18 protein-coding genes are annotated in these 25,425 nt (G+C 60.9%); 11 read left to right on the plus strand and 7 right to left on the minus strand.

The genetic code is table 11. The features are described from left to right. Window positions 1-113 precede the first annotated feature (113 nt). From IB245_RS20985 to IB245_RS21000, 4 genes are all read right to left on the minus strand, one after another. Window positions 114-2,960, minus strand: coding sequence for a valine--tRNA ligase (locus tag IB245_RS20985; protein WP_008042478.1), 2,847 nt, complete (start codon window positions 2,958-2,960; stop codon window positions 114-116). Window positions 2,961-3,183: 223 nt separating this feature from the next. Then, window positions 3,184-3,570, minus strand: coding sequence for a hypothetical protein (locus IB245_RS20990; protein ID WP_008026675.1), 387 nt, complete (start codon window positions 3,568-3,570; stop codon window positions 3,184-3,186). Between the two features lie 8 nt (window positions 3,571-3,578). Further along, window positions 3,579-4,007, minus strand: coding sequence for a DNA polymerase III subunit chi (locus IB245_RS20995; RefSeq protein WP_008026678.1), 429 nt, complete (start codon window positions 4,005-4,007; stop codon window positions 3,579-3,581). A gap of 60 nt (window positions 4,008-4,067) precedes the next feature. Then, window positions 4,068-5,558, minus strand: a complete 1,491-nt coding sequence (locus tag IB245_RS21000) for a leucyl aminopeptidase (protein ID WP_192228538.1) — start codon at window positions 5,556-5,558, stop codon at window positions 4,068-4,070. 311 nt (window positions 5,559-5,869) lie between these two features. Here IB245_RS21000 and lptF point away from each other — a divergent pair, with 311 nt between their 5' ends. From lptF to pdxJ, 8 genes are all read left to right on the plus strand, one after another. Continuing rightward, entirely contained in the window at window positions 5,870-6,988 is a 1,119-nt protein-coding gene (lptF, locus tag IB245_RS21005) for an LPS export ABC transporter permease LptF (RefSeq protein ID WP_008042482.1), read from the plus strand. After that, on the plus strand, window positions 6,981-8,042 hold the full coding sequence (gene lptG, locus IB245_RS21010; RefSeq protein ID WP_008042483.1) for an LPS export ABC transporter permease LptG: 1,062 nt from the start codon (window positions 6,981-6,983) through the stop codon (window positions 8,040-8,042). The genes lptF and lptG overlap by 8 nt, the downstream gene beginning before the upstream one ends. 265 nt (window positions 8,043-8,307) lie before the next feature. Then, window positions 8,308-10,107 carry a translation elongation factor 4 gene (gene lepA, locus IB245_RS21015; protein ID WP_008026688.1) on the plus strand — a complete coding sequence of 600 codons (1,800 nt, stop codon included), beginning with the start codon at window positions 8,308-8,310 and terminating at the stop codon, window positions 10,105-10,107. 5 nt (window positions 10,108-10,112) lie between these two features. Beyond that, a complete protein-coding gene (lepB, locus tag IB245_RS21020; RefSeq protein WP_008026689.1) occupies window positions 10,113-10,967 on the plus strand; it encodes a signal peptidase I in 855 nt (284 codons plus the stop codon). A gap of 184 nt (window positions 10,968-11,151) precedes the next feature. Further along, window positions 11,152-11,841, plus strand: coding sequence for a ribonuclease III (gene rnc, locus IB245_RS21025; protein WP_032828632.1), 690 nt, complete (start codon window positions 11,152-11,154; stop codon window positions 11,839-11,841). After that, window positions 11,834-12,736, plus strand: coding sequence for a GTPase Era (gene era / locus IB245_RS21030; protein WP_008026691.1), 903 nt, complete (start codon window positions 11,834-11,836; stop codon window positions 12,734-12,736). Before rnc ends, era begins: the two co-directional genes overlap by 8 nt. Before the next feature lie 159 nt (window positions 12,737-12,895). Beyond that, complete coding sequence (gene recO / locus IB245_RS21035; protein WP_008026692.1) at window positions 12,896-13,579, plus strand: DNA repair protein RecO; 684 nt, start codon at window positions 12,896-12,898, stop codon at window positions 13,577-13,579. 107 nt (window positions 13,580-13,686) lie between these two features. Further along, entirely contained in the window at window positions 13,687-14,433 is a 747-nt protein-coding gene (pdxJ, locus tag IB245_RS21040) for a pyridoxine 5'-phosphate synthase (protein WP_192228539.1), read from the plus strand. Between the two features lie 144 nt (window positions 14,434-14,577). Here pdxJ and mltF read toward each other — a convergent pair whose 3' ends face one another. Then, entirely contained in the window at window positions 14,578-16,038 is a 1,461-nt protein-coding gene (gene mltF, locus IB245_RS21045) for a membrane-bound lytic murein transglycosylase MltF (protein WP_192228540.1), read from the minus strand. Between the two features lie 274 nt (window positions 16,039-16,312). Here mltF and purL point away from each other — a divergent pair, with 274 nt between their 5' ends. Continuing rightward, window positions 16,313-20,209 (plus strand): phosphoribosylformylglycinamidine synthase, encoded by a 3,897-nt coding sequence (gene purL / locus IB245_RS21050; RefSeq protein ID WP_008042487.1) that lies wholly within the window; start codon window positions 16,313-16,315, stop codon window positions 20,207-20,209. 5 nt (window positions 20,210-20,214) lie between these two features. Continuing rightward, on the plus strand, window positions 20,215-20,526 hold the full coding sequence (locus tag IB245_RS21055; protein ID WP_032828634.1) for a YqfO family protein: 312 nt from the start codon (window positions 20,215-20,217) through the stop codon (window positions 20,524-20,526). A 239-nt stretch (window positions 20,527-20,765) separates the two neighbouring features. Here the strand turns inward: IB245_RS21055 and IB245_RS21060 are convergent, their stop codons facing one another. Then, complete coding sequence (locus IB245_RS21060; RefSeq protein ID WP_192228541.1) at window positions 20,766-23,174, minus strand: glucose/quinate/shikimate family membrane-bound PQQ-dependent dehydrogenase; 2,409 nt, start codon at window positions 23,172-23,174, stop codon at window positions 20,766-20,768. Window positions 23,175-23,388: 214 nt separating this feature from the next. Next, entirely contained in the window at window positions 23,389-24,771 is a 1,383-nt protein-coding gene (locus IB245_RS21065) for a carbohydrate porin (protein ID WP_192228542.1), read from the minus strand. A 421-nt stretch (window positions 24,772-25,192) separates the two neighbouring features. Between IB245_RS21065 and IB245_RS21070 the strand changes: the two genes are divergently transcribed. Beyond that, complete coding sequence (locus IB245_RS21070; RefSeq protein ID WP_007903672.1) at window positions 25,193-25,423, plus strand: VF530 family DNA-binding protein; 231 nt, start codon at window positions 25,193-25,195, stop codon at window positions 25,421-25,423. Window positions 25,424-25,425 lie beyond the last annotated feature (2 nt).

Here is a 25,425-nt window from a genome sequence, read left to right on the forward strand (position 1 = left end):
GTGGATCAGATGCACCGCGCCGCCTGGATCGCCAGCAAGCCGGCTCCTACAGGACTGCGGGGGAATGAAAAAGGGAGGCCACTTGGGCCTCCCTTTTTCATTGCGATTTGCCGTTACAGGCTGGCAATCCGCGCATGCTGCTCGGCCAGCTTGCCCAAAGCCTGTTCGGCTTCAGCCAGTTTGGCGCGTTCCTTCTCGATGACTTCGGCCGGAGCCTTGTCGACGAAACCGGCGTTGGACAGCTTGCCGCCCACGCGCTGGACTTCGCCCTGCAGACGCAGGATTTCCTTGTCCAGACGCGCCAGTTCGGCGTCCTTGTCGATCAGGCCGGCCATTGGCACCAACACTTCCATCTCACCCACCAGCGCGGTGGCGGACAGCGGTGCTTCTTCGCCGGCAGCCAGCACGGTGATCGATTCGAGACGCGCCAGTTTCTTCAACAGGGCTTCGTTCTCGGTGAGACGACGCTGATCTTCGGCGCTGACGTTTTTCAGGAAAATGTTCAGCGGCTTGCCCGGGCCGATGTTCATCTCGCCACGGATGTTGCGCGTGCCGAGCATCAGTTCCTTGAGCCACTCGATGTCGTTCTCGGCCGCCGGATCGATGCGCTCTTCATTGGCCACTGGCCAAGGTTGCAGCATGATCGTCTTGCCTTCGATACCGGCCAGCGGCGCGATGCGCTGCCAGATTTCTTCGGTGATGAACGGCATGAATGGGTGCGCCAGGCGCAACGCGACTTCCAGTACGCGCACCAGCGTGCGACGGGTGCCGCGCTGACGCTCGACCGGTGCGTTTTCGTCCCACAGCACAGGCTTGGACAATTCCAGGTACCAGTCGCAATACTGGTTCCAGATGAACTCGTACAAGGCTTGTGCCGCGAGGTCGAAGCGGAACTGGTCGAGTTGACGGGTCACTTCGGCTTCGGTGCGTTGCAGCTGCGAGATGATCCAGCGATCCGCCAGCGACAGTTCGTAGGCTTCGCCGTTCTGGCCGCAGTCTTCGCCCTTGTCCAGCACGTAGCGCGCGGCGTTCCAGATCTTGTTGCAGAAGTTGCGATAGCCTTCGACGCGGCCCATGTCGAACTTGATGTCGCGACCGGTGGACGCCAGCGAGCAGAAGGTGAAGCGCAGGGCGTCGGTGCCGTAGCTGGCGATGCCGTCGGCGAACTCGTCGCGGGTCTGCTTCTCGATCTTCTTCGCCAGTTTCGGCTGCATCATGCCGGAGGTGCGTTTCTGCACCAGGTCTTCCAGCTCGATACCGTCGATGATGTCCAGCGGGTCCAGGACGTTGCCCTTGGACTTGGACATCTTCTGGCCCTGGCCATCTCGCACCAGACCGTGAACGTAAACGGTCTTGAACGGAACCTGCGGCGTGCCGTCTTCGTTTTTCACCAGGTGCATGGTGAGCATGATCATCCGGGCAACCCAGAAGAAAATGATGTCGAAGCCAGTCACCAACACGTCGGTGGAGTGGAATTTCTTCAGGAATTCGGTCTGCTCAGGCCAGCCGAGCGTCGAGAATGTCCACAGGCCCGAACTGAACCAGGTGTCGAGAACGTCGTTGTCCTGTTGCAGCGCAACGTCCGGACCGAGGTTGTGCTTGGCACGCACTTCGGCTTCGTCGCGACCGACGTAGACTTTGCCCGACTCGTCGTACCAGGCCGGAATCCGGTGGCCCCACCACAGTTGACGGCTGATGCACCAATCCTGGATGTCGCGCATCCACGAGAAGTACATGTTTTCGTACTGTTTAGGCACGAACTGGATACGGCCGTCTTCAACAGCGGCAATCGCGGGTTCAGCCAAAGGCTTGGTGGACACGTACCACTGGTCGGTCAGCCACGGCTCGATGATGGTGCCGGAACGGTCGCCTTTCGGAACTTTCAGTGCGTGATCGTTGACGCTGACCAACAGGTCGGCGGCGTCGAACGCAGCAACGATTTGTTTGCGCGCTTCGAAGCGGTCGAGGCCGACGTATTCAGCCGGGATCTTGCCGTCGATGCTTTCGTTCAGCGTGCCGTCGAGGTTGAACACCTGGCAGGCCGGCAGTACGGCGGCGTTCTTGTCGAAGATGTTCAGCAGCGGCAGGTTGTGGCGCTTGCCAACTTCGTAGTCGTTGAAATCGTGGGCCGGGGTGATTTTCACGCAACCGGTGCCGAATTCAGGGTCGCAGTAATCGTCGGCGATGATCGGGATGCGGCGGCCGACCAGCGGCAGCTCGACAAATTTGCCGATCAGGGCTTTGTAGCGTTCATCGTTCGGGTTAACCGCGACGGCGGCGTCGCCGAGCATGGTTTCCGGGCGAGTGGTCGCGACGATCAGGTAATCATTGCCTTCAGCGGTCTTGGCGCCGTCGGCCAGCGGGTACTTCAGGTTCCACAGGAAACCTTTCTCGTCGTGGTTTTCCACTTCGAGGTCGGAAATCGCCGTGTGCAACTTGGTGTCCCAGTTGACCAGACGCTTGCCGCGATAGATCAGGCCGTCTTCGTGCAGGCGCACGAACGCTTCTTTCACCGCTTCCGAGAGACCGTCGTCCATGGTGAAGCGCTCGCGGCCCCAGTCCACGGACGAGCCGAGACGGCGGATCTGACGGCTGATGTTGCCGCCGGACTGATCCTTCCATTCCCAGACTTTCTCGAGGAATTTCTCACGACCCAGGTCGTGGCGATTCTGGCCTTGGGCTTCGAGTTGGCGTTCCACCAGCATTTGCGTGGCGATACCGGCGTGGTCGGTGCCCGGCTGCCACAGGGTGTTGCGACCCTGCATGCGGCGGAAACGGATCAGGGCGTCCATGATCGCGTTGTTGAAGCCGTGACCCATGTGCAGGCTGCCGGTGACGTTCGGCGGCGGGATCATGATGGTGTAGGACTCGCCCGCGCCTTGCGGGGCGAAGTAATTCTCAGACTCCCAGGTGTTGTACCAGGAAGTTTCAATGGCGTGCGGCTGGTAGGTCTTATCCATGCGCGGCGGGACCCTATTGGCATTAATTCAGGAAAAGCCGACGAGTATAGCGGGGCATGGGGCGCAGGGCGAGCGGGGGCGGACAGGGCGCAGTACCAAAAACGGCACGAAACCAATGTGGGAGCGGGCTTGCTCGCGAAAGCGGTCTGACATTCAACATTTGTGCTGACTGATACGACGCCTTCGCGAGCAAGCCCGCTCCCACAGGGGATTTGTGTTGGGTTCAGTCGTTGTACTGGCTCAACAACCGCTCAAGGCGCGCGCTGAGGCGGCGTTTGATTTCGGTTTCGATGTGCGGGGCGAAGTCGTCGATCACGTCTTGCATGATCAGTTGCGCGGCGGCGCGCAGTTCGCTGTCCAGGTGCAGCAGGTCGTCTGGACCTTTGGCAGCGGGTGCCGGTTGCGCGGCAGCGGCGACTGGCGTCGGTGCGACGGTGGGCTGACTGGCGCTGACCGTGTCGAACAACATCGGAATTTGTTCCTGCTCTCCATCGTCGACCGTGTCGGTCAGCAGCGGTGGTTGCAGGTTGTCATCGCCGAGCAGTTGGCGGATCGACTCAAGGTCGTCCAGCAGGTGCGCGGACTTTTGCAGCGGTTTTGGAGTGTCCATCGGAATGCTCAGAGTCGCTGTAAACGGTGATCTTGCAGAGGATAGCCCTGTTCGCGGTAGAAACGGAAACTCTCCCGCGCAGCCGTGCGTATCGCCGGATCCTCCACCACCACTTCCGCCACCCGGGCGAATTTGTTGGCAAAGGCCGGGACTTTCAGGTCGAGGTTGACCAGCAAATCCTGATGTTGACCGCAGTCATCGCCAAGACCCAGCACAATCAAACCGTCCGGCTCGCTTTCGGCAGGGCCGTGGGGCACGAAGCTTTCGCCCTTGAAGGCCCACAGGCGCGCATCGAGATCGTCACGCTGGGCGGCATCGCTGCAATGCAGGTAGATGCGATGGCCCATGCGCCAGGCTTTATCGGTGAGCTTGCAGGCGAAATCCAGCCGTGCCGAAGGGTCGGCGCTGGGCAGGATATAGAAGTCGACTTTGGTCATTGCGGTTCCTGAGCCCCAGGCGGCGTCGCCCGAAAGCAACGCCGCCCGAGGTCATCGGTTTCAGGCTTTGGCGCGGTCCAGCAGGTACTGGGTCAGCAATGGAACCGGACGGCCAGTGGCGCCCTTGTCCTTGCCGCCGCTGGTCCAGGCAGTGCCGGCGATGTCCAGGTGCGCCCAGTTCAGGTTCTTGGTGAAGCGCGACAGGAAGCAGGCAGCGGTGATGGTGCCGGCTTTCGGGCCGCCAATGTTGGCGATGTCGGCGAACGGGCTGTCCAGCTGCTCTTGATACTCGTCGAACAACGGCAGTTGCCAGGCGCGGTCGTCAGCCGATTGGCCGGCGCTCAGCAGTTGACCGATCAGTTCGTCGTTGTTGCCCAGCAGGCCGGAGGTGTGCGCACCCAATGCAACGACGCAAGCGCCGGTCAGGGTTGCGATGTCGATCACGGCTTGTGGCTTGAAGCGCTCGGAGTAGGTCAGGGCATCGCACAGCACCAGACGGCCTTCGGCGTCGGTGTTGAGGATTTCCACGGTCTGGCCGCTCATGGTGGTGACGATGTCGCCCGGACGCGAAGCGTTGCCGCTCGGCATGTTCTCGGCGCAGGCGAGGATGCACACCAGGTTGATCGGCAGTTTCAGCTCGAGCACGGCGCGCAGGGTGCCGAAGACACTGGCGGCGCCGCCCATGTCGTACTTCATTTCATCCATGCCGGCGCCCGGCTTCAGGCTGATGCCGCCGGTGTCGAAGGTGATGCCTTTGCCGACCAGGGCGTACGGCTTCTCGGATTTCTTGCCGCCGTTGTATTGCATGACGATCAGGCGCGGCGGCTGGGCGCTGCCCTGGCCGACGGCGTAGAACGAGCCCATGCCCAGTTCCTTGATTTTCTTCTCATCAAGGACTTCGACTTTCAGGCTTTTGAATTCTTTACCGAGGTTTTTCGCTTGTTCGCCGAGGAACGTCGGGTGGCAGATGTTCGGCGGCAGGTTGCCCAGGTTGCGGGTGAACGCCATACCGTTGGCGATCGCGGTGGCGTGGGCCACGGCGCGCTCGACTTCAGCCTGGGCCGCCTTGATGGTCACCAGGGTGACTTTCTTCAGGGCGCGAGGTTCGGCTTTCTGGCTCTTGAACTGATCGAAGGTGTATTCGCCGTCCACCAGGGTTTCGGCCAGCAGGCGGGTTTTGCCGTAGCTGTCGCGACCCTTGACGATCACTTCGTCCAGCGCCAGTACGGCATCGCTGCCGCCCAGGCCTTTCAGGGTGTTGAGGACGCCGGCGATGATTTTACGGAACGGGCGGTCACCCAGTTCTTCGTCTTTGCCCACGCCGACCAGCAACACGCGCTCGGCTTTCAGGTTCGGCAGGCTGTGCAGCAACAGGCTCTGGCCAACCTTGCCGGCCAGGTCGCCACGCTTGAGCACTGCGCTGATAGCACCGCCGCTCAGTTCGTCGAGTTGTTTGGCAACGGCGCCGAGCTTGCGGCCTTCGCCGACGGCGACCACCAGGGTGGAGGTTTTCAACGTTTCTGGGTTAACGCTTTTTACAACCAGTTCCATGTCCGGGTCCCTGAATGATGGGTCAACACGCAAGTGCTCGACGACAGACGTTCGAGCCTGCTTATTTATAGAGTGAAAGACGCAAGTCACGGCTTGCGACAAAGGCCGCAGTTTGAACCTCGCTACCGGCGCCTGACAACCCTCGGTTGTACGATCTTCTGCGCTTTGGCCGCCTGCGTAACCATGCGCAGTGACAGGCGCGCCCAATCACAGGATAATGCGCCAACTTTTTTCGGCGGCTCTGTCTTGCGGGCTGCCTGATACGTTTGCTTGTTTGGCCGCCTTAGCCTGACAACCCTGGAGTGTCTGGTTTGATCGTCTTCCGTTACCTATCCCGCGAAGTCCTGTTGACCTTGAGCGCCGTCAGTGCCGTGCTGCTGGTCATCATCATGAGCGGACGCTTCATCAAATACCTCGCCCAGGCGGCGGCTGGCCTTCTGGATCCGGGCTCGCTGTTCCTGATCATGGGCTTTCGCCTGCCAGGCTTTCTGCAACTGATCCTGCCGCTGGGCCTGTTCCTCGGGATCCTGCTGGCCTACGGGCGCCTGTACCTTGAAAGTGAAATGACCGTGCTCTCTGCCACGGGCATGAGCCAGCAGCGCCTGTTCACCATGACCCTGTTTCCGGCCACCCTGGTGGCACTGGTGGTGGCATGGTTGAGCCTGAGCCTGGCGCCACAAGGGGCCAATCAGTTTCAGTTGCTGCTGAACAAACAAGACGCGCTGACCGAGTTCGATACCCTCGAGCCGGGTCGCTTCCAGGCCCTGCGTGACGGCACCCGGGTGACCTACACCGAAACCCTGTCGGATGACCGCATCCATCTCGGCGGCGTGTTCATTTCGCAAAAGAACGTCTCGTCGGACAAGAAAGATCGCGGGATTTCCGTGCTGGTGGCCGAGAAGGGCCGTCAGGAAATCCGCCCCGACGGTAACCGTTACCTGATTCTCGACAACGGTTATCGCTACGACGGTAACCCGGGACAGGCCGACTATCGTGCGATCAAGTACGAAGAGTACGGCGTGTTGCTGCCTAAACCGGACGTCAGCGACGAAGTCACCGACCGCGATGCAATGCCCACCAGTTCGTTGCTCGGCAGTGATGACCTGCGTTCGCGCACCGAGCTGCAATGGCGCCTGTCCTTGCCCTTGCTGGTCTTCATCGTGACCCTGATGGCGGTGCCGCTGTCGCGGGTCAATCCGCGCCAGGGCCGTTTCCTCAAGCTGCTGCCGGCGATTCTTCTTTATATGGCTTACCTGAGCATCCTGATTGCCGCTCGCGGCGCCCTCGAAAAGGGCAAGATCCCGCCCGCGCTGGGCTTGTGGTGGGTTCACGCAATCTTCCTGGCCATCGGCCTTGGCTTGCTCTATTGGGAACCCTGGCAGTTGAAGCGGGCGAGTCGCCGCAGCGCGCTGGAGGTGGCCCGTGGTTAAGCTCGATCGCTACATCGGTAGCAGCGTCTTTATCGCGATCCTGGCGGTACTGGGGATTATTCTCGGTCTGGCCACGCTGTTTGCTTTCATCGACGAGATGGGTGAGGTCAGCGATACCTACACCCTGGTCGATGTCCTGAGTTACGTCCTGCTGACCGCGCCGCGCCGTCTTTACGACATGTTGCCGATGGCAGCACTGATCGGCTGCCTGATCGGCCTCGGCAGTCTGGCCAGCCACAGCGAGCTGACCATCATGCGCGCTGCGGGCGTGTCGATCGGCCGGATCGTCTGGGCCGTCATGAAGCCGATGCTGATCCTGATGGTGGTGGGCGTGTTGATTGGCGAGTACATCGCGCCGGCGACCGAAAGCACCGCGCAGGCCAACCGCTCGCTGGCTCAAGGCAGTGGTGATGCGCAAAGCGCCAAGCATGGCCTGTGGCACCGTCAGGGCGAGGAGTTCATCCACGTCAACTCGGTACAACCCAACGGCGTGTTGTACGGCGTGACCCGTTATCGCTTCGACGATCAGCGGCACATGCTGTCCTCGAGCTTCGCCAAACGCGCGAAATTCGATCAGGATCACTGGCAGTTGAGCGATGTCACGACCACGCTGTTCCATGACAAGAGCACTGAAGTGGTCACGGCCCCGGTCGAGCGCTGGAACGTGGCGCTGAGCCCGCAACTGCTGAGCACCGTGGTGATGTCGCCGGATTCGCTGTCGATCACCGGCCTGTGGAGTTACATCCACTACCTGGCGGATCAGGGGTTGAACAATGGCCGTTACTGGCTGGCATTTTGGGTCAAGGTGTTGCAGCCGCTGGTCACTGCCGCCCTGGTACTGATGGCGATCTCCTTCATCTTCGGTCCGCTGCGCTCGGTTACCCTCGGTCAGCGGGTATTCACCGGCGTGCTGGTGGGCTTCACCTTCCGCATCGTCCAGGACCTGCTGGGGCCTTCGAGCCTGGTGTTCGGGTTCTCGCCGCTGTTTGCGGTGCTGGTGCCGGCGGGTGTGTGTGCCCTGGCAGGTGTCTACCTCCTGCGCCGAGCCGGTTGAAACACACGAACCTGTAGGAGCCGGCTTGGTGCGGGCGGCGTTCCGACGATAGCGCATCGCTGCGGTCACCCAGACCCACCGCGACGCCCCCATCGCCAGCAAGCCGGCTCCTGCAAAAGCCTTCAAAAACGCCCCTGTCGCAAGACCGGGGCGTTTTTTGTAGGTGCCGTCTGACCTGCGAACGTGACGCTTGCGCCGTGGATCAGGTACAATTCCCGGCTATTTTTCGGCGGGCCATGCCTGCAGCCTTTTTGAGTGTTGATCCGTGAGTGATTTGAGTCATATCCGCAATTTCTCCATCATCGCCCACATTGACCATGGCAAGTCGACGCTGGCCGATCGCTTCATCCAGATGTGCGGCGGCCTTGCCGAGCGCGAAATGGAAGCCCAGGTGCTGGACTCCATGGACCTGGAACGTGAACGCGGGATCACCATCAAGGCCCACAGCGTCACCCTCTATTACACCGCTCGCGATGGCATCAAGTACCAGCTGAACTTCATTGACACCCCGGGCCACGTTGACTTCACCTACGAAGTCAGCCGGTCGCTGGCGGCCTGTGAAGGTGCCTTGCTGGTGGTCGATGCCGGTCAGGGCGTGGAAGCGCAGTCGGTTGCCAACTGCTACACGGCGATCGAGCAGGGCCTGGAGGTCATGCCGGTCCTGAACAAGATCGACCTGCCACAGGCCGATCCGGACCGCGTCAAAGAAGAAATCGAAAAAATCATCGGCATCGATGCCACCGACGCGGTCACTTGCAGTGCCAAGACCGGTCTGGGCGTCGATGAAGTGCTGGAGCGCCTGGTCACCACCATTCCGGCGCCTACCGGCAACTACGACGATCCGCTGCAAGCGTTGATCATCGACTCCTGGTTCGACAACTACCTGGGCGTTGTGTCCCTGGTGCGCGTGCGCCACGGTCGCGTGAAGAAGGGCGACAAGATCCTGGTCAAGTCCACCGGCAAGATCCACCTGGTGGACAGCGTCGGTGTATTCAACCCGAAACACACCCCTACCGCTGACCTGAAGGCCGGTGAAGTGGGCTTCATTATCGCGAGCATCAAGGACATTCACGGTGCGCCAGTGGGCGACACCCTGACCTTGAGCTCCACCCCCGACGTAGACGTGCTGCCAGGTTTCAAACGCATTCAACCGCAGGTGTACGCTGGCCTGTTCCCGGTCAGCTCCGACGACTTCGAAGATTTCCGTGAAGCCCTGCAAAAGCTCACGCTCAACGACTCGTCGCTGCAGTACACCCCGGAAAGCTCCGACGCCCTGGGCTTCGGCTTCCGTTGCGGGTTCCTCGGCATGCTGCACATGGAAATCATCCAGGAGCGCCTGGAGCGCGAGTACGACCTGGACCTGATCACCACGGCGCCGACGGTAATTTTCGAGCTGTTGCTGAAAACCGGTGAGACGATCTACGTCGATAACCCGTCGAAGCTGCCGGACCTGTCCACGATCGAAGACATGCGCGAGCCGATCGTGCGGGCCAACATTCTTGTGCCGCAAGAACACCTGGGCAACGTTATTACCCTGTGCATCGAGAAGCGTGGCGTGCAGCACGACATGCTGTTCCTCGGTACTCAGGTTCAGGTGACCTACGATTTGCCGATGAACGAAGTGGTCCTGGACTTCTTCGACCGTCTGAAATCCACCAGCCGTGGCTATGCTTCGCTGGATTACCATTTCGATCGTTATCAATCGGCTAATCTGGTGAAACTGGATGTGTTGATCAACGGTGACAAGGTCGACGCCCTGGCGCTGATCGTGCACCGTGACAATGCGAACTACAAAGGTCGTCAGTTGACCGAGAAGATGAAAGAACTGATTCCACGGCAGATGTTCGACGTGGCAATCCAGGCCGCCATTGGCGGTCAGATTGTGGCGCGGACAACCGTCAAGGCACTCAGAAAGAACGTATTGGCCAAATGCTACGGTGGTGACGTCAGCCGTAAGAAAAAGCTGCTGGAAAAGCAAAAGGCCGGTAAGAAACGCATGAAGCAAGTCGGCAACGTGGAAATTCCACAAGAAGCCTTCCTTGCAGTGCTCAGGTTGGATAGTTAGGTCCTATGTCACTAAATTTCCCGCTGTTGCTGGTCATCGCCGTGTTCGTCTGCGGCCTGTTGGCGTTGCTTGATCTGGTTTTCCTGGCGCCGCGTCGGCGTGCCGCCATCGCCTCCTATCAGGGCAGCGTCAGCCAGCCGGATGTGGTGGTGGTCGAGAAGCTGAACAAAGAGCCGCTGCTGGTCGAATACGGCAAGTCGTTCTTCCCGGTGTTGTTCATCGTGCTGGTCCTGCGTTCGTTCCTGGTGGAGCCGTTCCAGATTCCTTCCGGCTCGATGAAACCGACGCTGGATGTCGGCGACTTCATTCTGGTGAGCAAGTTTTCTTACGGGATCCGCCTGCCGGTGATCGACAAGAAAGTCATCGATGTCGGTGATCCGCAGCGCGGCGATGTGATGGTGTTCCGTTATCCGAGTGATCCGAACGTCAACTACATCAAGCGTGTGGTCGGCCTGCCGGGTGACCAGGTTCGCTACACCGCCGACAAGCGCCTGTTCGTCAACGGCGAGTCGATTGCCGAGCAACTGGTCGGCTCCGAGCCGGGCACGCTGGGCAGCGCCGAGCTCTACAAGGAAAAACTCGGCGCCGCCGAGCACTTGATCCGCAAGGAAATGAGCCGTTATCGCGCATCGCCTGACCATACGTGGACCGTGCCTGCCGGGCACTACTTCATGATGGGCGATAATCGCGACAACTCGAACGACAGTCGTTACTGGGATGATCCGACTATTCCCAAGGATCTGCTGGGCATGGTTCCCGACAAGAATATCGTCGGCAAGGCCTTCGCAGTCTGGATGAGCTGGCCGGAACCCAAACTCAGTCACCTGCCGAATTTCTCGCGGGTTGGCCTGATCAAGTAATCACACACGGCGCTGTTGAACACAGCGCCGAATGCATTTCTGGAACTGCCACAATCGGCGCCAGACGCATGAAAACAATGATATTCAGGACGTAATTTTTGAACACAGCGTTAATTGTCCCAAGCCTGCGCCGCACCACGGCGATGGCGGTGGAATCCAGCCACGAACTCAGCGTGGGTAAACCGTGAGCGTCTCCTTAAGCCGTCTAGAGCGTCAGCTCGGCTACACCTTCAAGGATCAGGAACTGATGGTCCTGGCCCTGACTCACCGCAGCTTTGCCGGGCGCAACAACGAACGCCTGGAATTCCTCGGTGATGCCATCCTCAACTTCGTCGCTGGCGAGGCGCTGTTCGATCGCTTCCCGCTGGCCCGCGAAGGCCAGTTGTCGCGTTTGCGCGCACGTCTGGTGAAAGGTGAGACTCTGGCTGTACTGGCCCGCGGTTTCGATCTGGGTGATTACTTGCGTCTGGGTTCCGGCGAGTTGAAAAGCGGCGGTTTCCGTCGCGAGTCGATTCTGGCCGATGCCCTGGAAGCGCTGATCGGTGCGATCTACCTGGACGCCGGCATGGACGTGGCGCGCGAGCGCGTGTTGGCCTGGCTGGCCGGCGAGTTCGAAGGCCTGACACTGGTCGACACCAACAAAGATCCAAAAACCCGCCTGCAGGAATTCCTGCAGTCCCGTGGTTGTGAGCTGCCGCGTTACGAAGTGGTGGATATCCAGGGTGAGCCGCATTGCCGGACGTTCTTCGTCGAATGCGAAATCACCTTACTGAATGAAAAAAGCCGAGGTCAGGGTGTGAGTCGTCGTATTGCCGAACAGGTAGCGGCCGCCGCAGCACTGATAGCCCTGGGTGTGGAGAATGGCAATGACTGATTCAACCGCAACACGCTGTGGCTATGTTGCCATCGTCGGCCGTCCGAACGTGGGCAAGTCCACGCTGCTGAACCACATCCTCGGCCAGAAGCTGGCGATCACTTCGCGCAAGCCTCAGACCACCCGCCACAACATGCTGGGCATCAAGACCGAAGGCGCCGTCCAGGCGATCTACGTCGACACCCCGGGCATGCACAAGGGCGGCGAAAAGGCCTTGAACCGCTACATGAACAAGACCGCTTCGGCGGCGTTGAAAGACGTCGACGTGGTGATCTTCGTGGTGGATCGCACCAAGTGGACCGACGAAGACCAGATGGTGCTCGAGCGCGTCCAGTACGTGACCGGCCCGCTGATCGTGGCGCTGAACAAGACCGACCGCATCGAAGACAAAGCCGAGCTGATGCCGCACCTGACCTGGTTGCAGGAACAGCTGCCGAACGCGCAGATCATGCCGATCTCGGCCCAGCACGGGCATAACCTCGACACGCTGGAGCGAGTGATCGCCGAGCACCTGCCGGAAAACGATCACTTCTTCCCAGAAGACCAGATCACCGACCGCAGCAGCCGCTTCCTCGCCGCTGAACTGGTGCGTGAGAAAATCATGCGTCAGCTGGGCGCCGAGCTGCCATACCAGATCACCGTGGAAATCGAAGAGTTCAAGCAGCAGGGGAAAACCCTGCACATTCATGCGTTGATTCTCGTCGAACGTGACGGCCAGAAGAAAATCATCATTGGCGACAAGGGCGAGCGCATCAAGCGCATCGGCACCGAGGCGCGCAAGGACATGGAGCTGCTGTTCGACTCCAAGATCATGCTCAACCTTTGGGTCAAAGTGAAAGGCGGCTGGTCCGACGATGAGCGCGCATTGCGTTCGCTGGGTTACGGCGACCTGTAAACCTGAGCCCAGGTGATAAAACTGTGGGAGCGAGCCTGCTCGCGATAGCGGTCTGTCAGTCAACAATTTTGTTGAATGTCAGTCCCTCATCGCGAGCAGGCTCGCTCCCACAGTGGTTTTGGGGTGTTAGTAAAATCGCGATCCGTCATTGAGAGCTCCATGTCCCAGCCCATCGGCCAACCCGCCTACGTCCTCCACTCCCGCGCCTACCGCGAAAACAGCGCACTGGTGGATTTCCTCACGCCGCAAGGTCGGCTGCGGGCGGTGTTGCGCAGTGCGCGGGGCAAGGCCGGGACGTTGGCGCGGCCGTTCGTGCCGCTGGAGGTCGAGTTCCGGGGGCGGGGCGAGTTGAAGAATGTCGGGCGCATGGAAAGTGCCGGTACGTCGACATGGCTCATCGGCGAAGCGCTGTTCAGCGGTCTTTACCTCAATGAGCTGTTGATTCGCCTGTTGCCATCAGAAGATCCCCATCCCGCTGTCTTCGATCACTACGCCGCGACTTTGCTTGCGCTGGCCGAAGGCCGTCCGCTGGAGCCGCTGCTGCGTTCCTTCGAATGGCGCTTGCTCGACGATCTCGGTTACGGCTTCGCGCTGAACACCGACATCCACGGCGAACCCGTCGCGCCGGACGGTCTGTACCGTCTACAGGTGGATGCCGGCCTGGAGCGGGTCTACCTGCTGCAACCCGGTCTGTTCAACGGCACCGAACTGCTGGCCATGGCCGACGCCGACTGGTCGGCCCCCGGCGCGTTGTCCGCCGCCAAGCGTTTGATGCGCCAGGCATTGGCCGTTCACCTGGGCGGTCGTCCCCTGGTCAGTCGCGAGCTGTTTCGCAAGCCGTAGGGTCTGTTGACGTTTGGTGGTGGTCGTCACGACCACCACCAAACGTCAACAGACCCTATCTCCCCGTGTATGCTGTGCGCCGAATCTTTAAATTCAGGAGCGCTTCCGTGACCACCAGCAATCGCATTCTTCTTGGCGTGAACATCGACCACGTTGCCACCCTGCGCCAGGCCCGGGGCACTCGCTATCCCGATCCGGTCAAGGCCGCACTGGACGCCGAAGAGGCGGGCGCTGACGGCATCACCGTGCACCTTCGCGAAGACCGTCGGCACATTCAGGAACGTGACGTGCTGGTGCTCAAGGATGTGCTGCAAACCCGCATGAACTTCGAAATGGGCGTCACCGAAGAAATGATGGCGTTCGCCGAGCGCATCCGCCCGGCGCACATTTGCCTGGTGCCGGAAACCCGCCAGGAACTGACCACCGAAGGCGGTCTGGACGTAGCGGGGCAGGAAGCGCGGATCAAGGCAGCAGTGGATCGCCTGGCGAAGATCGGTTGCGAAGTGTCACTGTTCATCGATGCGGACGAGCGGCAGATCGAAGCGTCCCGTCGTGTCGGTGCTCCGGCGATTGAATTGCACACCGGTCGTTATGCCGATGCCGAGACACCGACGGACGTGGCTGAAGAGCTCAAGCGCGTGGCCGATGGCGTGGCATTTGGTCTGGCGCAGGGTTTGATCGTCAACGCCGGTCACGGTTTGCACTATCACAACGTCGAAGCGGTCGCGGCGATCAAGGGCATCAACGAACTGAACATCGGCCATGCGCTGGTGGCGCATGCGTTGTTTGTCGGGTTCAAGTCGGCGGTGTCCGAGATGAAGGCATTGATTCTGGCCGCAGCGTTGAAGGGCTAAGACCGAGGTGCTGCCTTCGCGGGCAAGCCTCGCTCCTACAGGGTCGGTGCCATACGCAAAATTGCGGCACAACACGGACCTGTAGGAGCGAGCGGTGCGGCGATCCGACTTGCCCGCGAAGGCGTCCTCAAAAGCAACACAAATCTAAAGCTGCGGGGTTTCCTGGCTCGGCTTGGACTTGTCGACCCCCGGCACATGCAGATTGCCTTCGGCCACCTGATTGCCTTCCAGCTGAGGCTGCGTCACCCAGGTCAGGATGTCGTAGTAGCGACGGATGTTCGCCACGAAATGCACCGGCTCGCCACCGCGGGCGTAGCCGTAACGGGTTTTGCTGTACCACTTCTTCTCGGACAGGCGCGGCAGGATTTTCTTCACATCCAGCCACTTGTCCGGGTTCAGCCCTTCCTTGGCCGCCAGTTTGCGCGCGTCATCCAGGTGACCGCTGCCGACGTTGTAGGCCGCCAGCGCAAACCAGGTGCGGTCCGGTTCCTGGATCGACTCATCCAGCTGTTCCTTCATGTAGGCCAGGTACTTGGCGCCGCCCATGATGCTTTGCTTCGGATCGAGTCGATTGGACACGCCCATGGCTTGCGCGGTGTTCTGGGTCAGCATCATCAGGCCACGCACGCCAGTCTTCGACGTGACGGCCGCTTGCCACAGGGATTCCTGATAACCGACCGCCGCCAGCAGGCGCCAGTCGACCTTCTCTTTCTTGGCGTAGGTCTTGAAGTGTTGCTCGTACTTGGGCAGTCGTTGCTGCAAATGCTGGGCGAAGGTGGTGGCGCCCATGTAACCGAGGACGTCGACGTGCCCGTAATAACGGTCCTTCAGGCGTTGCAGCGTGCCGTTCTTCTTCACCTTGTCGAGGTAGGCGTTGATCTCGTTGAGCAGGCTGTTGTCGTCGCCGGCGGCCACGGCCCAGCTCTGGTCGCTGGCGTCACCGAGGTCGAAGGCGACCCGGATATTGGTGAAGTAGACCTGGTTCATCGCCACTTCGTTGGAGTCGACCAGGGTCAGGTCAATCTGGCCTTCATCGACCATGCGCAGCAGGTCGACAACTTCAACCGCGTCGGACTCTTCGTATTCAATGCCGGGAAACTTCTGTTTCAACTCCGCCAGTTGCCCGGCGTGGGTGCTGCCCTTGAGCACCATGATCTTCTTGCCCACCAGATCCTTTGCATCGGTCGGCCGCGACTGGCCGTTGCGATAGATGATCTGCGGGGTGACTTCCAGATAGGAGTGGGAAAACCGCACCTGCTGCTTGCGCTCTTCGCTGCTGACCAGGCCGGCCGCAGCGATCACCGGACCGTTGGGCTTGCCCACCTGGCTGTACAGGTCGTCAAGGTTGTCGGCGGTTTCGATCTTGAGTTCGACCCCCAGATCGTCGGCGAAGCGCTTCACCAGCTCGTATTCGAAGCCGGTTTCACCGTTGCGATCCTGAAAGTAGGTAGCGGGGCTGTTTCGGGTAACCACCCGCAGCACGCCATCCTCCTTTACGCGCTCCAGCGTGTTGGGTTTATCAACACAGCCACTGAGCATCAGGAAGAGTCCGGTTGCGATCAGCCATTTGGCGTACCGCGGACGCAAAGCCGTTGGGGAAAACATCTGCGCAGTATACGCAAAGGACCACGAGCGCCATATCTCGACAGCGAAGGCCTTGTCTGCTAGGGAGCGAAAAACCGCTCTGGAGCCCGCAGGAATGGGCTCGAATGGCTTTTTGTGACACAAAAAATAACACCTGGCCGGCCGCTGTTTCAGCCCCGGATACCCGGCCCGACGTCCGGGTGACGCCGCCCGTACCGTTTCGGGTGATGTCGCGGGCGGTTTAGGCTAGAATGCACGGCCTCAAAGCACACCCCTTCCCGAGGCTGTCCCGAAGATGTTGATCCTGCGCGGCGCTCCTGCCCTTTCTGCCTTTCGCCACAGCAAACTCCTTGAGCAACTGAGCCAGAAGGTTTCGGCTGTCAGCGGCTTGTATGCTGAATTCGCTCACTTCGCCGAAGTTACCGGCGTCCTGACCGGCGACGAACAGCAGGTGCTCGCGCGCCTTCTGAAGTACGGTCCAAGCGTACCGGTTCAAGAACCGACCGGTCGCCTGTTCCTGGTGTTGCCGCGTTTCGGCACCATCTCGCCGTGGTCCAGCAAGGCCAGCGACATCGCTCGCAATTGCGGCCTGAGCAAGATCCAGCGCCTGGAGCGCGGTATCGCGTTCTATGTCGCTGGCCAGTTCAGCGACGCCGAAGCGCAGCTGATCTCCGATGTTCTGCATGACCGCATGACCCAGATCGTCCTCGCCAACCTTGAACAGGCCGCCGGCCTGTTCAGCCACGCCGAACCGAAGCCGCTGACCGCGATCGACGTGTTGGGTGGCGGCCGCGCCGCGCTGGAAAAAGCCAACACCGAGCTGGGCCTGGCCCTGGCCGAAGACGAGATCGATTACCTGGTCAACGCCTTCGTTGGTTTGAAGCGCAACCCGCACGACATCGAACTGATGATGTTCGCCCAGGCGAACTCCGAGCACTGCCGTCACAAGATCTTCAACGCCAGTTGGGACATCGACGGTCAGAGCCAGGAAAAAAGCCTGTTCGGCATGATCAAGAACACTTACCAGATGCACAGCGAAGGCGTTCTGTCCGCTTATAAGGACAACGCTTCGGTGATCGTCGGTAATGTCGCCGGCCGTTTCTTCCCGGACCCTGAAACCCGCCAGTACGGCGCGGTACAGGAGCCGGTGCACATTTTGATGAAAGTCGAAACGCACAACCACCCGACCGCGATTGCCCCGTTCCCGGGTGCGTCCACCGGTTCCGGTGGCGAGATCCGCGACGAAGGCGCTACCGGTCGTGGCGCCAAGCCAAAGGCCGGCCTGACCGGTTTCACCGTGTCGAACCTGCAGATCCCTGGCTTCGAACAGCCGTGGGAAGTGCCGTACGGCAAGCCTGAGCGCATCGTCACCGCGCTGGACATCATGATCGAAGGCCCACTGGGTGGCGCCGCGTTCAACAACGAATTCGGTCGTCCGGCCCTGACCGGTTACTTCCGTACCTTCGAACAGTCGATCACCACCCCGCGTGGCGACGAAGTTCGCGGTTACCACAAGCCGATCATGCTGGCCGGCGGCATGGGTAACATTCGTGCCGAACACGTACAGAAAGGCGAGATCACCGTCGGCTCCAAGCTGATCGTGCTCGGCGGCCCGGCGATGCTGATCGGTCTGGGCGGCGGCGCTGCTTCCTCCATGGCCACCGGCACCAGCTCGGCTGACCTGGACTTCGCTTCCGTACAGCGCGAAAACCCTGAGATGGAACGCCGCTGCCAGGAAGTCATCGACCGTTGCTGGCAACTGGGTGACAAGAACCCGATCAGCTTCATCCACGACGTGGGTGCGGGCGGTCTGTCCAACGCCTTCCCGGAACTGGTCAACGACGGCAACCGTGGTGGCCGCTTCGAACTGCGCAATATTCCAAACGACGAGCCGGGCATGGCCCCGCACGAAATCTGGAGTAACGAATCCCAGGAACGCTACGTTCTGGCCGTCGGCCCTGCTGACTTCGAACGCTTCCAGGCGATCTGCGAGCGCGAGCGTTGCCCGTTCGCCGTGGTCGGCGAAGCCACTGCCGAGCCGCAACTGACGGTCACCGACAGCCACTTCGGCAACAGCCCGGTGGACATGCCACTGGAAGTGCTGCTGGGCAAAGCCCCGCGCATGCACCGTTCGGCCGTTCGTGAAAACGAGCTGGGCGACGACTTCGATCCGTCGACCCTTGAGATTGCAGACTGCGTCGAACGCGTTCTGCATCACCCGGCCGTGGCGAGCAAAAGCTTCCTGATCACCATCGGCGACCGCACCATCACCGGCCTCGTGGCCCGTGACCAGATGGTCGGCCCGTGGCAGGTTCCGGTGGCCGACGTTGCCGTCACCGCCACCAGCTTCGACGTCTACACCGGTGAAGCCATGGCCATGGGCGAGCGCACTCCGCTGGCGCTGCTGGACGCTCCGGCGTCGGGCCGCATGGCCATCGGCGAAACCCTGACCAACATCGCCGCTTCGCGCATCAACAAGATCTCCGACATCAAACTGTCGGCGAACTGGATGTCCGCAGCCGGTCACCCGGGTGAAGACGCGCGTCTGTACGACACCGTGAAAGCGGTCGGCATGGAACTGTGCCCTGAGCTGGGCATCACCATTCCGGTGGGCAAGGACTCCATGTCCATGGCCACGCGCTGGAGCGACAACGGCGAAGACAAGACCGTCACCTCGCCAATGTCCCTGATCGTGACCGGTTTCGCGCCAGTGGCTGACATCCGTCAGACCCTGACCCCGGAACTGCGCATGGACAAGGGCACCACCGACCTGATCCTGATCGATCTGGGCCGTGGCCAGAACCGCATGGGCGCCTCGATCCTGGCCCAGGTTCACGGCAAGCTCGGCTCGCAAGCGCCGGACGTCGATGATGCCGAAGACCTGAAAGCCTTCTTCGCGGTGATCCAGGGCCTGAACGCCGACGGTCACCTGCTGGCCTACCACGACCGTTCCGACGGTGGTCTGCTGACCAGCGCCGTGGAAATGGCCTTTGCCGGTCACTGCGGCCTGAGCCTGAACCTCGACGGTCTGGCGGAAACCTCCGCCGACATCGCAGCGATCCTGTTCAACGAAGAACTGGGCGCCGTGATCCAGGTTCGCCAGGACGCCACCCCGGACATCCTCGCGCAGTTCAGCGCTGCCGGTCTGGGCGAGTGCGTGTCGGTGATCGGTCAGCCGATGAACAATGGCGAGATCAGCATCACCTTCAACGGCGAAACCGTGTTCGAAGGTCAGCGTCGTCTGCTGCAGCGTACATGGGCTGAAACCAGCTACCAGATCCAGCGTCTGCGTGACAACGCCGACTGCGCCGAGCAAGAGTTCGACGTGCTGCTGGAAGAAGACAACCCGGGCCTGAGCGTCAAGCTGAGCTACGACGTCAACCAGGACGTCGCCGCGCCTTACATCAAGAAAAACATCCGCCCACAGGTTGCCGTTCTGCGTGAGCAGGGCGTCAACGGTCAGGTGGAAATGGCGGCCGCGTTCGACCGCGCCGGTTTCAACGCAATCGACGTGCACATGAGCGACATTCTGGCCGGCCGTGTCGACCTGAACGACTTCAAGGGCATGGTCGCTTGCGGCGGCTTCTCCTACGGCGACGTACTGGGCGCCGGTGAAGGCTGGGCCAAGTCCGCGCTGTTCAACAGCCGCGCCCGCGATGCGTTCCAGGGTTTCTTCGAACGTAGCGACAGCTTCACCCTTGGCGTGTGCAACGGTTGCCAGATGATGTCCAACCTGCACGAGCTGATCCCGGGCAGCGAGTTCTGGCCGCACTTCGTGCGTAACCGTTCCGAGCAGTTCGAAGCCCGTGTGGCGATGGTTCAGGTCCAGGAGTCGAACTCGATCTTCCTGCAAGGCATGGCCGGTTCGCGCATGCCGATCGCCATCGCACACGGTGAAGGTCATGCCGAGTTCTCCAGTGAAGAAGCGTTGCTGGAAGCCGATCTGTCGGGTTGCGTGGCGATGCGTTTCGTCGACAACCATGGCAAGGTCACCGAGAAGTACCCGGCCAACCCGAACGGCTCGCCGCGCGGGATCACCGGTTTGACCAGCCGCGACGGTCGCGTGACGATCATGATGCCGCACCCGGAACGTGTGTTCCGCGCCGTGCAGAACTCGTGGCGCTCGGAAGACTGGAACGAAGACGCGCCATGGATGCGCATGTTCCGTAACGCTCGCGTGTGGGTGAACTAAGCGCCGTGTACAAGCTGAGCTTCTTTGTTCCGACCAGTCATGTCGAAGTGGTCAAAAGCGCTGTGTTCGCTGCCGGTGGCGGGCGAATCGGTGCTTACGAACACTGCGCATGGCAGGTGTTGGGCCTGGGTCAGTTTCGTCCAATGGAGGGCAGTCAGCCGTTCATTGGCGAAGCAGGGCAGGTCGAACAGGTCGAGGAATGGAAAGTTGAGCTGGTGGTGGCGGATGAGTTGATCCGGTCGGTGGTGGCGGCTTTGAAACAGAGCCATCCCTACGAGACACCGGCTTATGAAGTGTGGCGGCTGGAGGATTTCTGATCCGCTGGCCGCTGTAATGAAAAACCCGCTACGGCGGGTTTTTTGTTGCCCATAATTCAACGGACCTGCACCGCCCTTGTAGGAGCCGGCTTGCTGGCGATAGCGTTCTATCAGCCAACATCAACGTTGAATGTTAAACCGCCATCGCCAGCAAGCCGGCTCCTACAGGGTTGTGTGTCGATCACAAAAAAAGGCGACCCCCTCACGGGAGTCGCCTTTGCTTTAACCGCCGCTAAAACTTACTCGGACAGTTTGTACGCAATCACATAGTCACCTTGCTTGGTGCCCAGCGATCCATGACCGCCCGCCACGACGAGCACGTATTGCTTGCCGTCCTTGCCGGTGTAGGTCATCGGTGTGGTTTGCGCGCCCGCAGGCAGGCGACCTTCCCACAGTTGCTTGCCGTTTTTCACGTCGTAGGCACGCAGGTACTGGTCGAGGGTACCGCTCAGGAAGCCAACGCCACCGGCGGTGGTGAAGGTGCCGCCCAGGCTAGGCACGCCCATGCTCAGCGGGATCGGAACCGGCGAGCTGTCGCGCACGGTGCCGTTCTTGTGTTTCCACAGGACTTTGGCGGTGGTCAGGTCAACCGCCGCCACATAACCCCATGCCGGCGCCTGGCACGGCAGGCCCATTGGCGACAGCAATGCTTCGAGGACTACGCCGTACGGCGCGCCTTTGTTGGGCTGCACGCCTTCGGTTTCGCTTTTACGCGGGCCTTGGGCAGCGATTTCGGCGGCCGGGATCAGTTTCGATTTGAACGCCATGTAGCTCGGGTTCACGAAAGCGATCTGACGCACCGGGTCAACCGAGATGCCGCCCCAGTCGAACACGCCGAAGTTGCCTGGATACACGATCGAACCCTGCAGCGACGGCGGGGTGAACGGGCCGTCGTAGCGCATGGACTTGAAGTCGATCCGGCAGATCAGTTGGTCGAATGGCGTCACGCCCCACATGTCGCGCTCTTGCAGCGGCGACGGCATGAGGTTGAGGTCGGATTTCGGTTGGGTCGGCGAGGTGTGATCACCTTCGACAGCGCCTTGCGGAACCGGCACTTCGTTGATCGGCACAATTGCCTGGCCGGTGCTGCGGTCCAGTACGTAGATGCTGCCTTGCTTGGTGGACGCGAGTACCGCCGGCTTCACGCCGTCTGCGGTTTTCAGGTCCATCAGGGTTGGCTGGCCACCGACGTCCATGTCCCACAGGTCATGGTGGGTGAACTGGAAGTGCCAGCGCACTTTGCCGGTGCCGATGTCGAGGGCGGTCAGGCCGGCGGCGTGCAGTTCCGATTCCGGGGTGCGAGCGCCACCGAACTGGTCCGGCGTCTGGTTGCCCATCGGCAGGTAGAGCATGCCGAGTTTTTCGTCGACGGCGAACATGGACCACATGTTCGGCGAGTTGCGGGTGTAGACCTTGCCTTCGGCAATCGGCGTGGTGTCGTCCGGATTGCCGCTGTCCCAGTTCCACACCAGTTTGCCGGTGTGCACGTCGAACGCGCGGATCACGCCGCTCGGCTCGTCGGTGGAGACGTTGTCGGTGACGTGGCCGCCAATCACCACCAGGTCCTTGGTGACCGCTGGAGGCGAGGTGGAGTAGTAGCCGCCGGCGGTGAAACCACCGATGTTGGCGCGCAGGTCGACCTGACCTTTGTCGCCGAAGTCTTCGCACATCTTGCCGGTGTCGGCGTTCAGGGCGATCAGGCGGGTGTCGGCGGTCGGCAGGAAGATACGGCGTGGGCAGACGCTGGCGACAGACGCGCTGGCGCTGCCGGTCGGGCTCTGCTCGGAGGCGTAAGCCGCGTCATCGTGATACGTCACGCCGCGGCAGGTCATGTGCGCCCAACCCTTGAAGTTCGCCGCGTTTTGCGTGGAGAGCTTCGGATCGAAACGCCAGATTTCCTTGCCGGTGTCCGGGTCCAGCGCGATCACCTGGCTGTGCGGCGTGCACACATAGAGCATGCCGTTGGCTTTCAGCGGGGTGTTTTCAGCGGTGGTTTCACCCGGATCGTTCGGCCCCGGCAGGTCGCCGGTGCGGTAGGTCCAGGCCGGAACGAGCTTGTTGACGTTCTGCGGGGTGATCTGCGCCAACGGCGAGTAACGATCACCGTGAGCGCTGCGGCCGTAGGAGTTCCAGTCACCGTCGGGCATGGCCGGGGCGGTGTTGGTCATGCCCGGCACGCTGTCGCGGTCCAGTTGGCCTTTGATTTCACCGGGGTTGGTGAATTGGCTGGCCAGTGCGGCCACGCCCGCGAGCACCACGGCCACGCTCAGTGCGCCAGTGCCTTTCGGTGCAGCGCCTTCGCGCAGCAGCGGACGACGGAACCACGGCAGCAACATGACGATGCCCAGCGCGAACAACATTGCCAGACGCGGCACCAGTTGCCACCAGTCGAGGCCGACTTCCCACAAGGCCCAAACGGTGCTGGCGAACAGCACCAGTGCGTACAGGCCCAAGGCTGCGCGGCGGGCAAGGATCAGCAACACGCCGGTCAGCGCCAGGCCGATACCGGCCAGCAGGTAATACAGCGAGCCGCCGAGCATGCTCAGCTTGATCCCCCCGGCCAGCATGGCCAGGCCCATTAGCAGAAGCAGAATGCCGAGCAGGGTCGGCAATAGACGGCTTCGACTCAAAGCACCATCAGTGCTCATAGTGTGGTTCTCCGTGACGTTTCAAGTAGTCCCGCGCAAGTTCACTGTAGATGACGATCTGGCGCGGGCAGGGTTCATGTAAAAACTGGAACTGTTAATGCGGTCCTTGTAGGAGCCGGCTTGCTGGCGATAGCGGTGTGTCAGGTGATAAATTTTTTGGCTGACCCACCGCCATCGCCAGCAAGCCGGCTCCTACAGGGTTTTGCGGTGTTTGTTAGAACTGCGACTGGATCTTGATCCCGCCGATCAGGGCGTCATCGACCTTGTCCACGCCACCGGGGTGGCGGATGTATTGCAGGTTCGGGCGCACGGTCAGCCAGTTCGTGACGTGCACGCCGTAATAGAGTTCGGCGCTGTATTCGGTGTCCTGCGGCGGCAGGAAGGACGGATCGTTGAAGTCGGAGACCGCGTGGGCCTGATTGCTCGCCTCGGCGTTCTTGCGGTAGGCCGGGTTGACGTGAACACGGGCGAGGGCGAAACCGATGTCGTCCTTGGCGCGCGCATCGAACAAGCCTTTGTAGACGACGCCCGCCTGGACATAGTTGTCGATGGCGTTGGTCTTCTTGTCGTGCATCGTGCCGTTGGCGAACACGTTCAGGCCACGGGAATTGTCGCTGGCGCGGCTGGTGATCTGCTGCTGCACACCCAGCCAGACGCCGTGCTTACTCGACGCGCTGCGGTAGGCCTCGCCACTCAGGGCGGCGGGCTGGCCATTGCTGTCCTTGTAGGCATCGGTGGCGTTGGCGTTGCTGTAGTAATAACCGGCGCGGTATTCGCCCGGCAGGCCGTTGAGCTTCGGCGTCCACACCAGCTCCACCGGCAAAATTGCGCCTTGGGTTCCGCTGCCGCTGAGCTTGAAACCATTGCCACGATCGAGGTTCGACGGGTTCTGCTCATACGCGCCGACCTGCGCGTACAGCTCTGGCGTCAGGTGATACTTGACCCGCATCGCCCACTGGCTGACCGGCCAGTTGTACCAGATGCCCCCGACCCAGTTACCGACCTGGGAGCCGCAGAACGCCAGGTTCTGGAAGTCGCAGGGGAAACTGTTGAAATCTTCGCCTTCGCCGAAACGGCCGACCTTGATGTCGAGTTTCTGGTCGAAGAATTTCTGCTGATACCACATCTGCGTCAGGCGCCAGGTTTGCCCGCGACCCCAGACTTCCTGGGCCGAAGTGAAACCGCCGACCCGTGGATCATTGATCCGGTCGTTGCTGATGTTGTTGCCGTTACGCTCGGTGATGGTCAGCTGAAATTCCGCGTCGTCCCAACCGAGGATCTTCTGCAGATCGAGATGCGTGCCGAGGCCGAACTGATCGCTGTAGCGCGCGGTGCGATCGTGGTCGTAGCCGCCGTGCAGATTGCTGCCCATTTCACCGGTGTAATCGACTTTGAAGTCGTAGCCTTTTTCCGAAAGTTCGGTGCGCGTACCGTTCCAGTCGCCGAGCATCCACGGCGATTCGCTATCGAAGGCCGGGGCGGCCTGAACGCAGGTGGCGAGGCTCAGCGCGGTGAATCCGCCGATCAGGTTGAGGACTTTTCGCTGGGAAACAGGCGTGCAGACAGCGCTGTCTCGCAAAAATTGAACATAAGGCATAGAGGAGAAATTCTTGATCTTTTTCTGGGGAGTGAGGGGTGAAGCGGATAGCGGAAGCGTTTCAGCAGGTTCGGGCGTAAGGATAATGTTCTGTTACAAATAGAGAAAGGCCTTTTGCCGAGATGAATTTTTGTTGATTCGGTAACAGTCAGCACACCACCGCAACCTGTAGGAGCCGGCTTGCTGGCGATGGCGGTGTGTCAGGCGATATCAATGTTGACTGATACGCCGCCATCGCCAGCAAGCCGGCTCCTACAGTCGATCGTGTGGTCAGGAAAATCACGTGAGTCATGTCGCGGCATTCAAATGTTTTGTCCCGTTTCGCCTACATTCAACAGATAGCGCACAGACGCCTTTCCCCCAAGGCGGCCCTCGGCTAAGGTGCGCGGCTTCCAATTCATCTATCGCTCGAAGGCCCGGCATGACCGAACAGAACAACAACCCGCTGCACGGCGTGACACTGGAGCAGATCCTCAACGCGCTGGTTGAACATTACGAATGGTCGGGGCTGGCCGAGCGCATCGATATCCGCTGCTTCAAGAGTGATCCGAGCATCAAGTCGAGCCTGACCTTCCTGCGCAAGACCCCGTGGGCGCGGGAGAAGGTCGAACGCTTGTACGTCAAGTTGATGCGTACCAAGCGACCGCTCTGAAC

The organism is Pseudomonas sp. PDM02, from assembly GCF_014852285.1.
In the GTDB taxonomy this organism is placed as follows: domain Bacteria; phylum Pseudomonadota; class Gammaproteobacteria; order Pseudomonadales; family Pseudomonadaceae; genus Aquipseudomonas; species Aquipseudomonas migulae.

Bases quoted from the DNA above. Each gene is read 5' to 3' on its own strand.
- mltF (WP_192228540.1), bottom strand. From the start codon at position 16,038: ATGTTTTCCCCAACGGCTTTGCGTCCGCGGTACGCCAAATGGCTGATC.
- IB245_RS21070 (WP_007903672.1), top strand. From the start codon at position 25,193: ATGACCGAACAGAACAACAACCCGCTGCACGGCGTGACACTGGAGCAG.
- IB245_RS21065 (WP_192228542.1), bottom strand. From the start codon at position 24,771: ATGCCTTATGTTCAATTTTTGCGAGACAGCGCTGTCTGCACGCCTGTT.
- era (WP_008026691.1), top strand. From the start codon at position 11,834: ATGACTGATTCAACCGCAACACGCTGTGGCTATGTTGCCATCGTCGGC.
- purL (WP_008042487.1), top strand. From the start codon at position 16,313: ATGTTGATCCTGCGCGGCGCTCCTGCCCTTTCTGCCTTTCGCCACAGC.
- IB245_RS20985 (WP_008042478.1), bottom strand. From the start codon at position 2,960: ATGGATAAGACCTACCAGCCGCACGCCATTGAAACTTCCTGGTACAAC.
- recO (WP_008026692.1), top strand. From the start codon at position 12,896: ATGTCCCAGCCCATCGGCCAACCCGCCTACGTCCTCCACTCCCGCGCC.
- lepB (WP_008026689.1), top strand. From the start codon at position 10,113: ATGTCACTAAATTTCCCGCTGTTGCTGGTCATCGCCGTGTTCGTCTGC.
- IB245_RS20990 (WP_008026675.1), bottom strand. From the start codon at position 3,570: ATGGACACTCCAAAACCGCTGCAAAAGTCCGCGCACCTGCTGGACGAC.
- IB245_RS21060 (WP_192228541.1), bottom strand. From the start codon at position 23,174: ATGAGCACTGATGGTGCTTTGAGTCGAAGCCGTCTATTGCCGACCCTG.
- IB245_RS21000 (WP_192228538.1), bottom strand. From the start codon at position 5,558: ATGGAACTGGTTGTAAAAAGCGTTAACCCAGAAACGTTGAAAACCTCC.
- IB245_RS20995 (WP_008026678.1), bottom strand. From the start codon at position 4,007: ATGACCAAAGTCGACTTCTATATCCTGCCCAGCGCCGACCCTTCGGCA.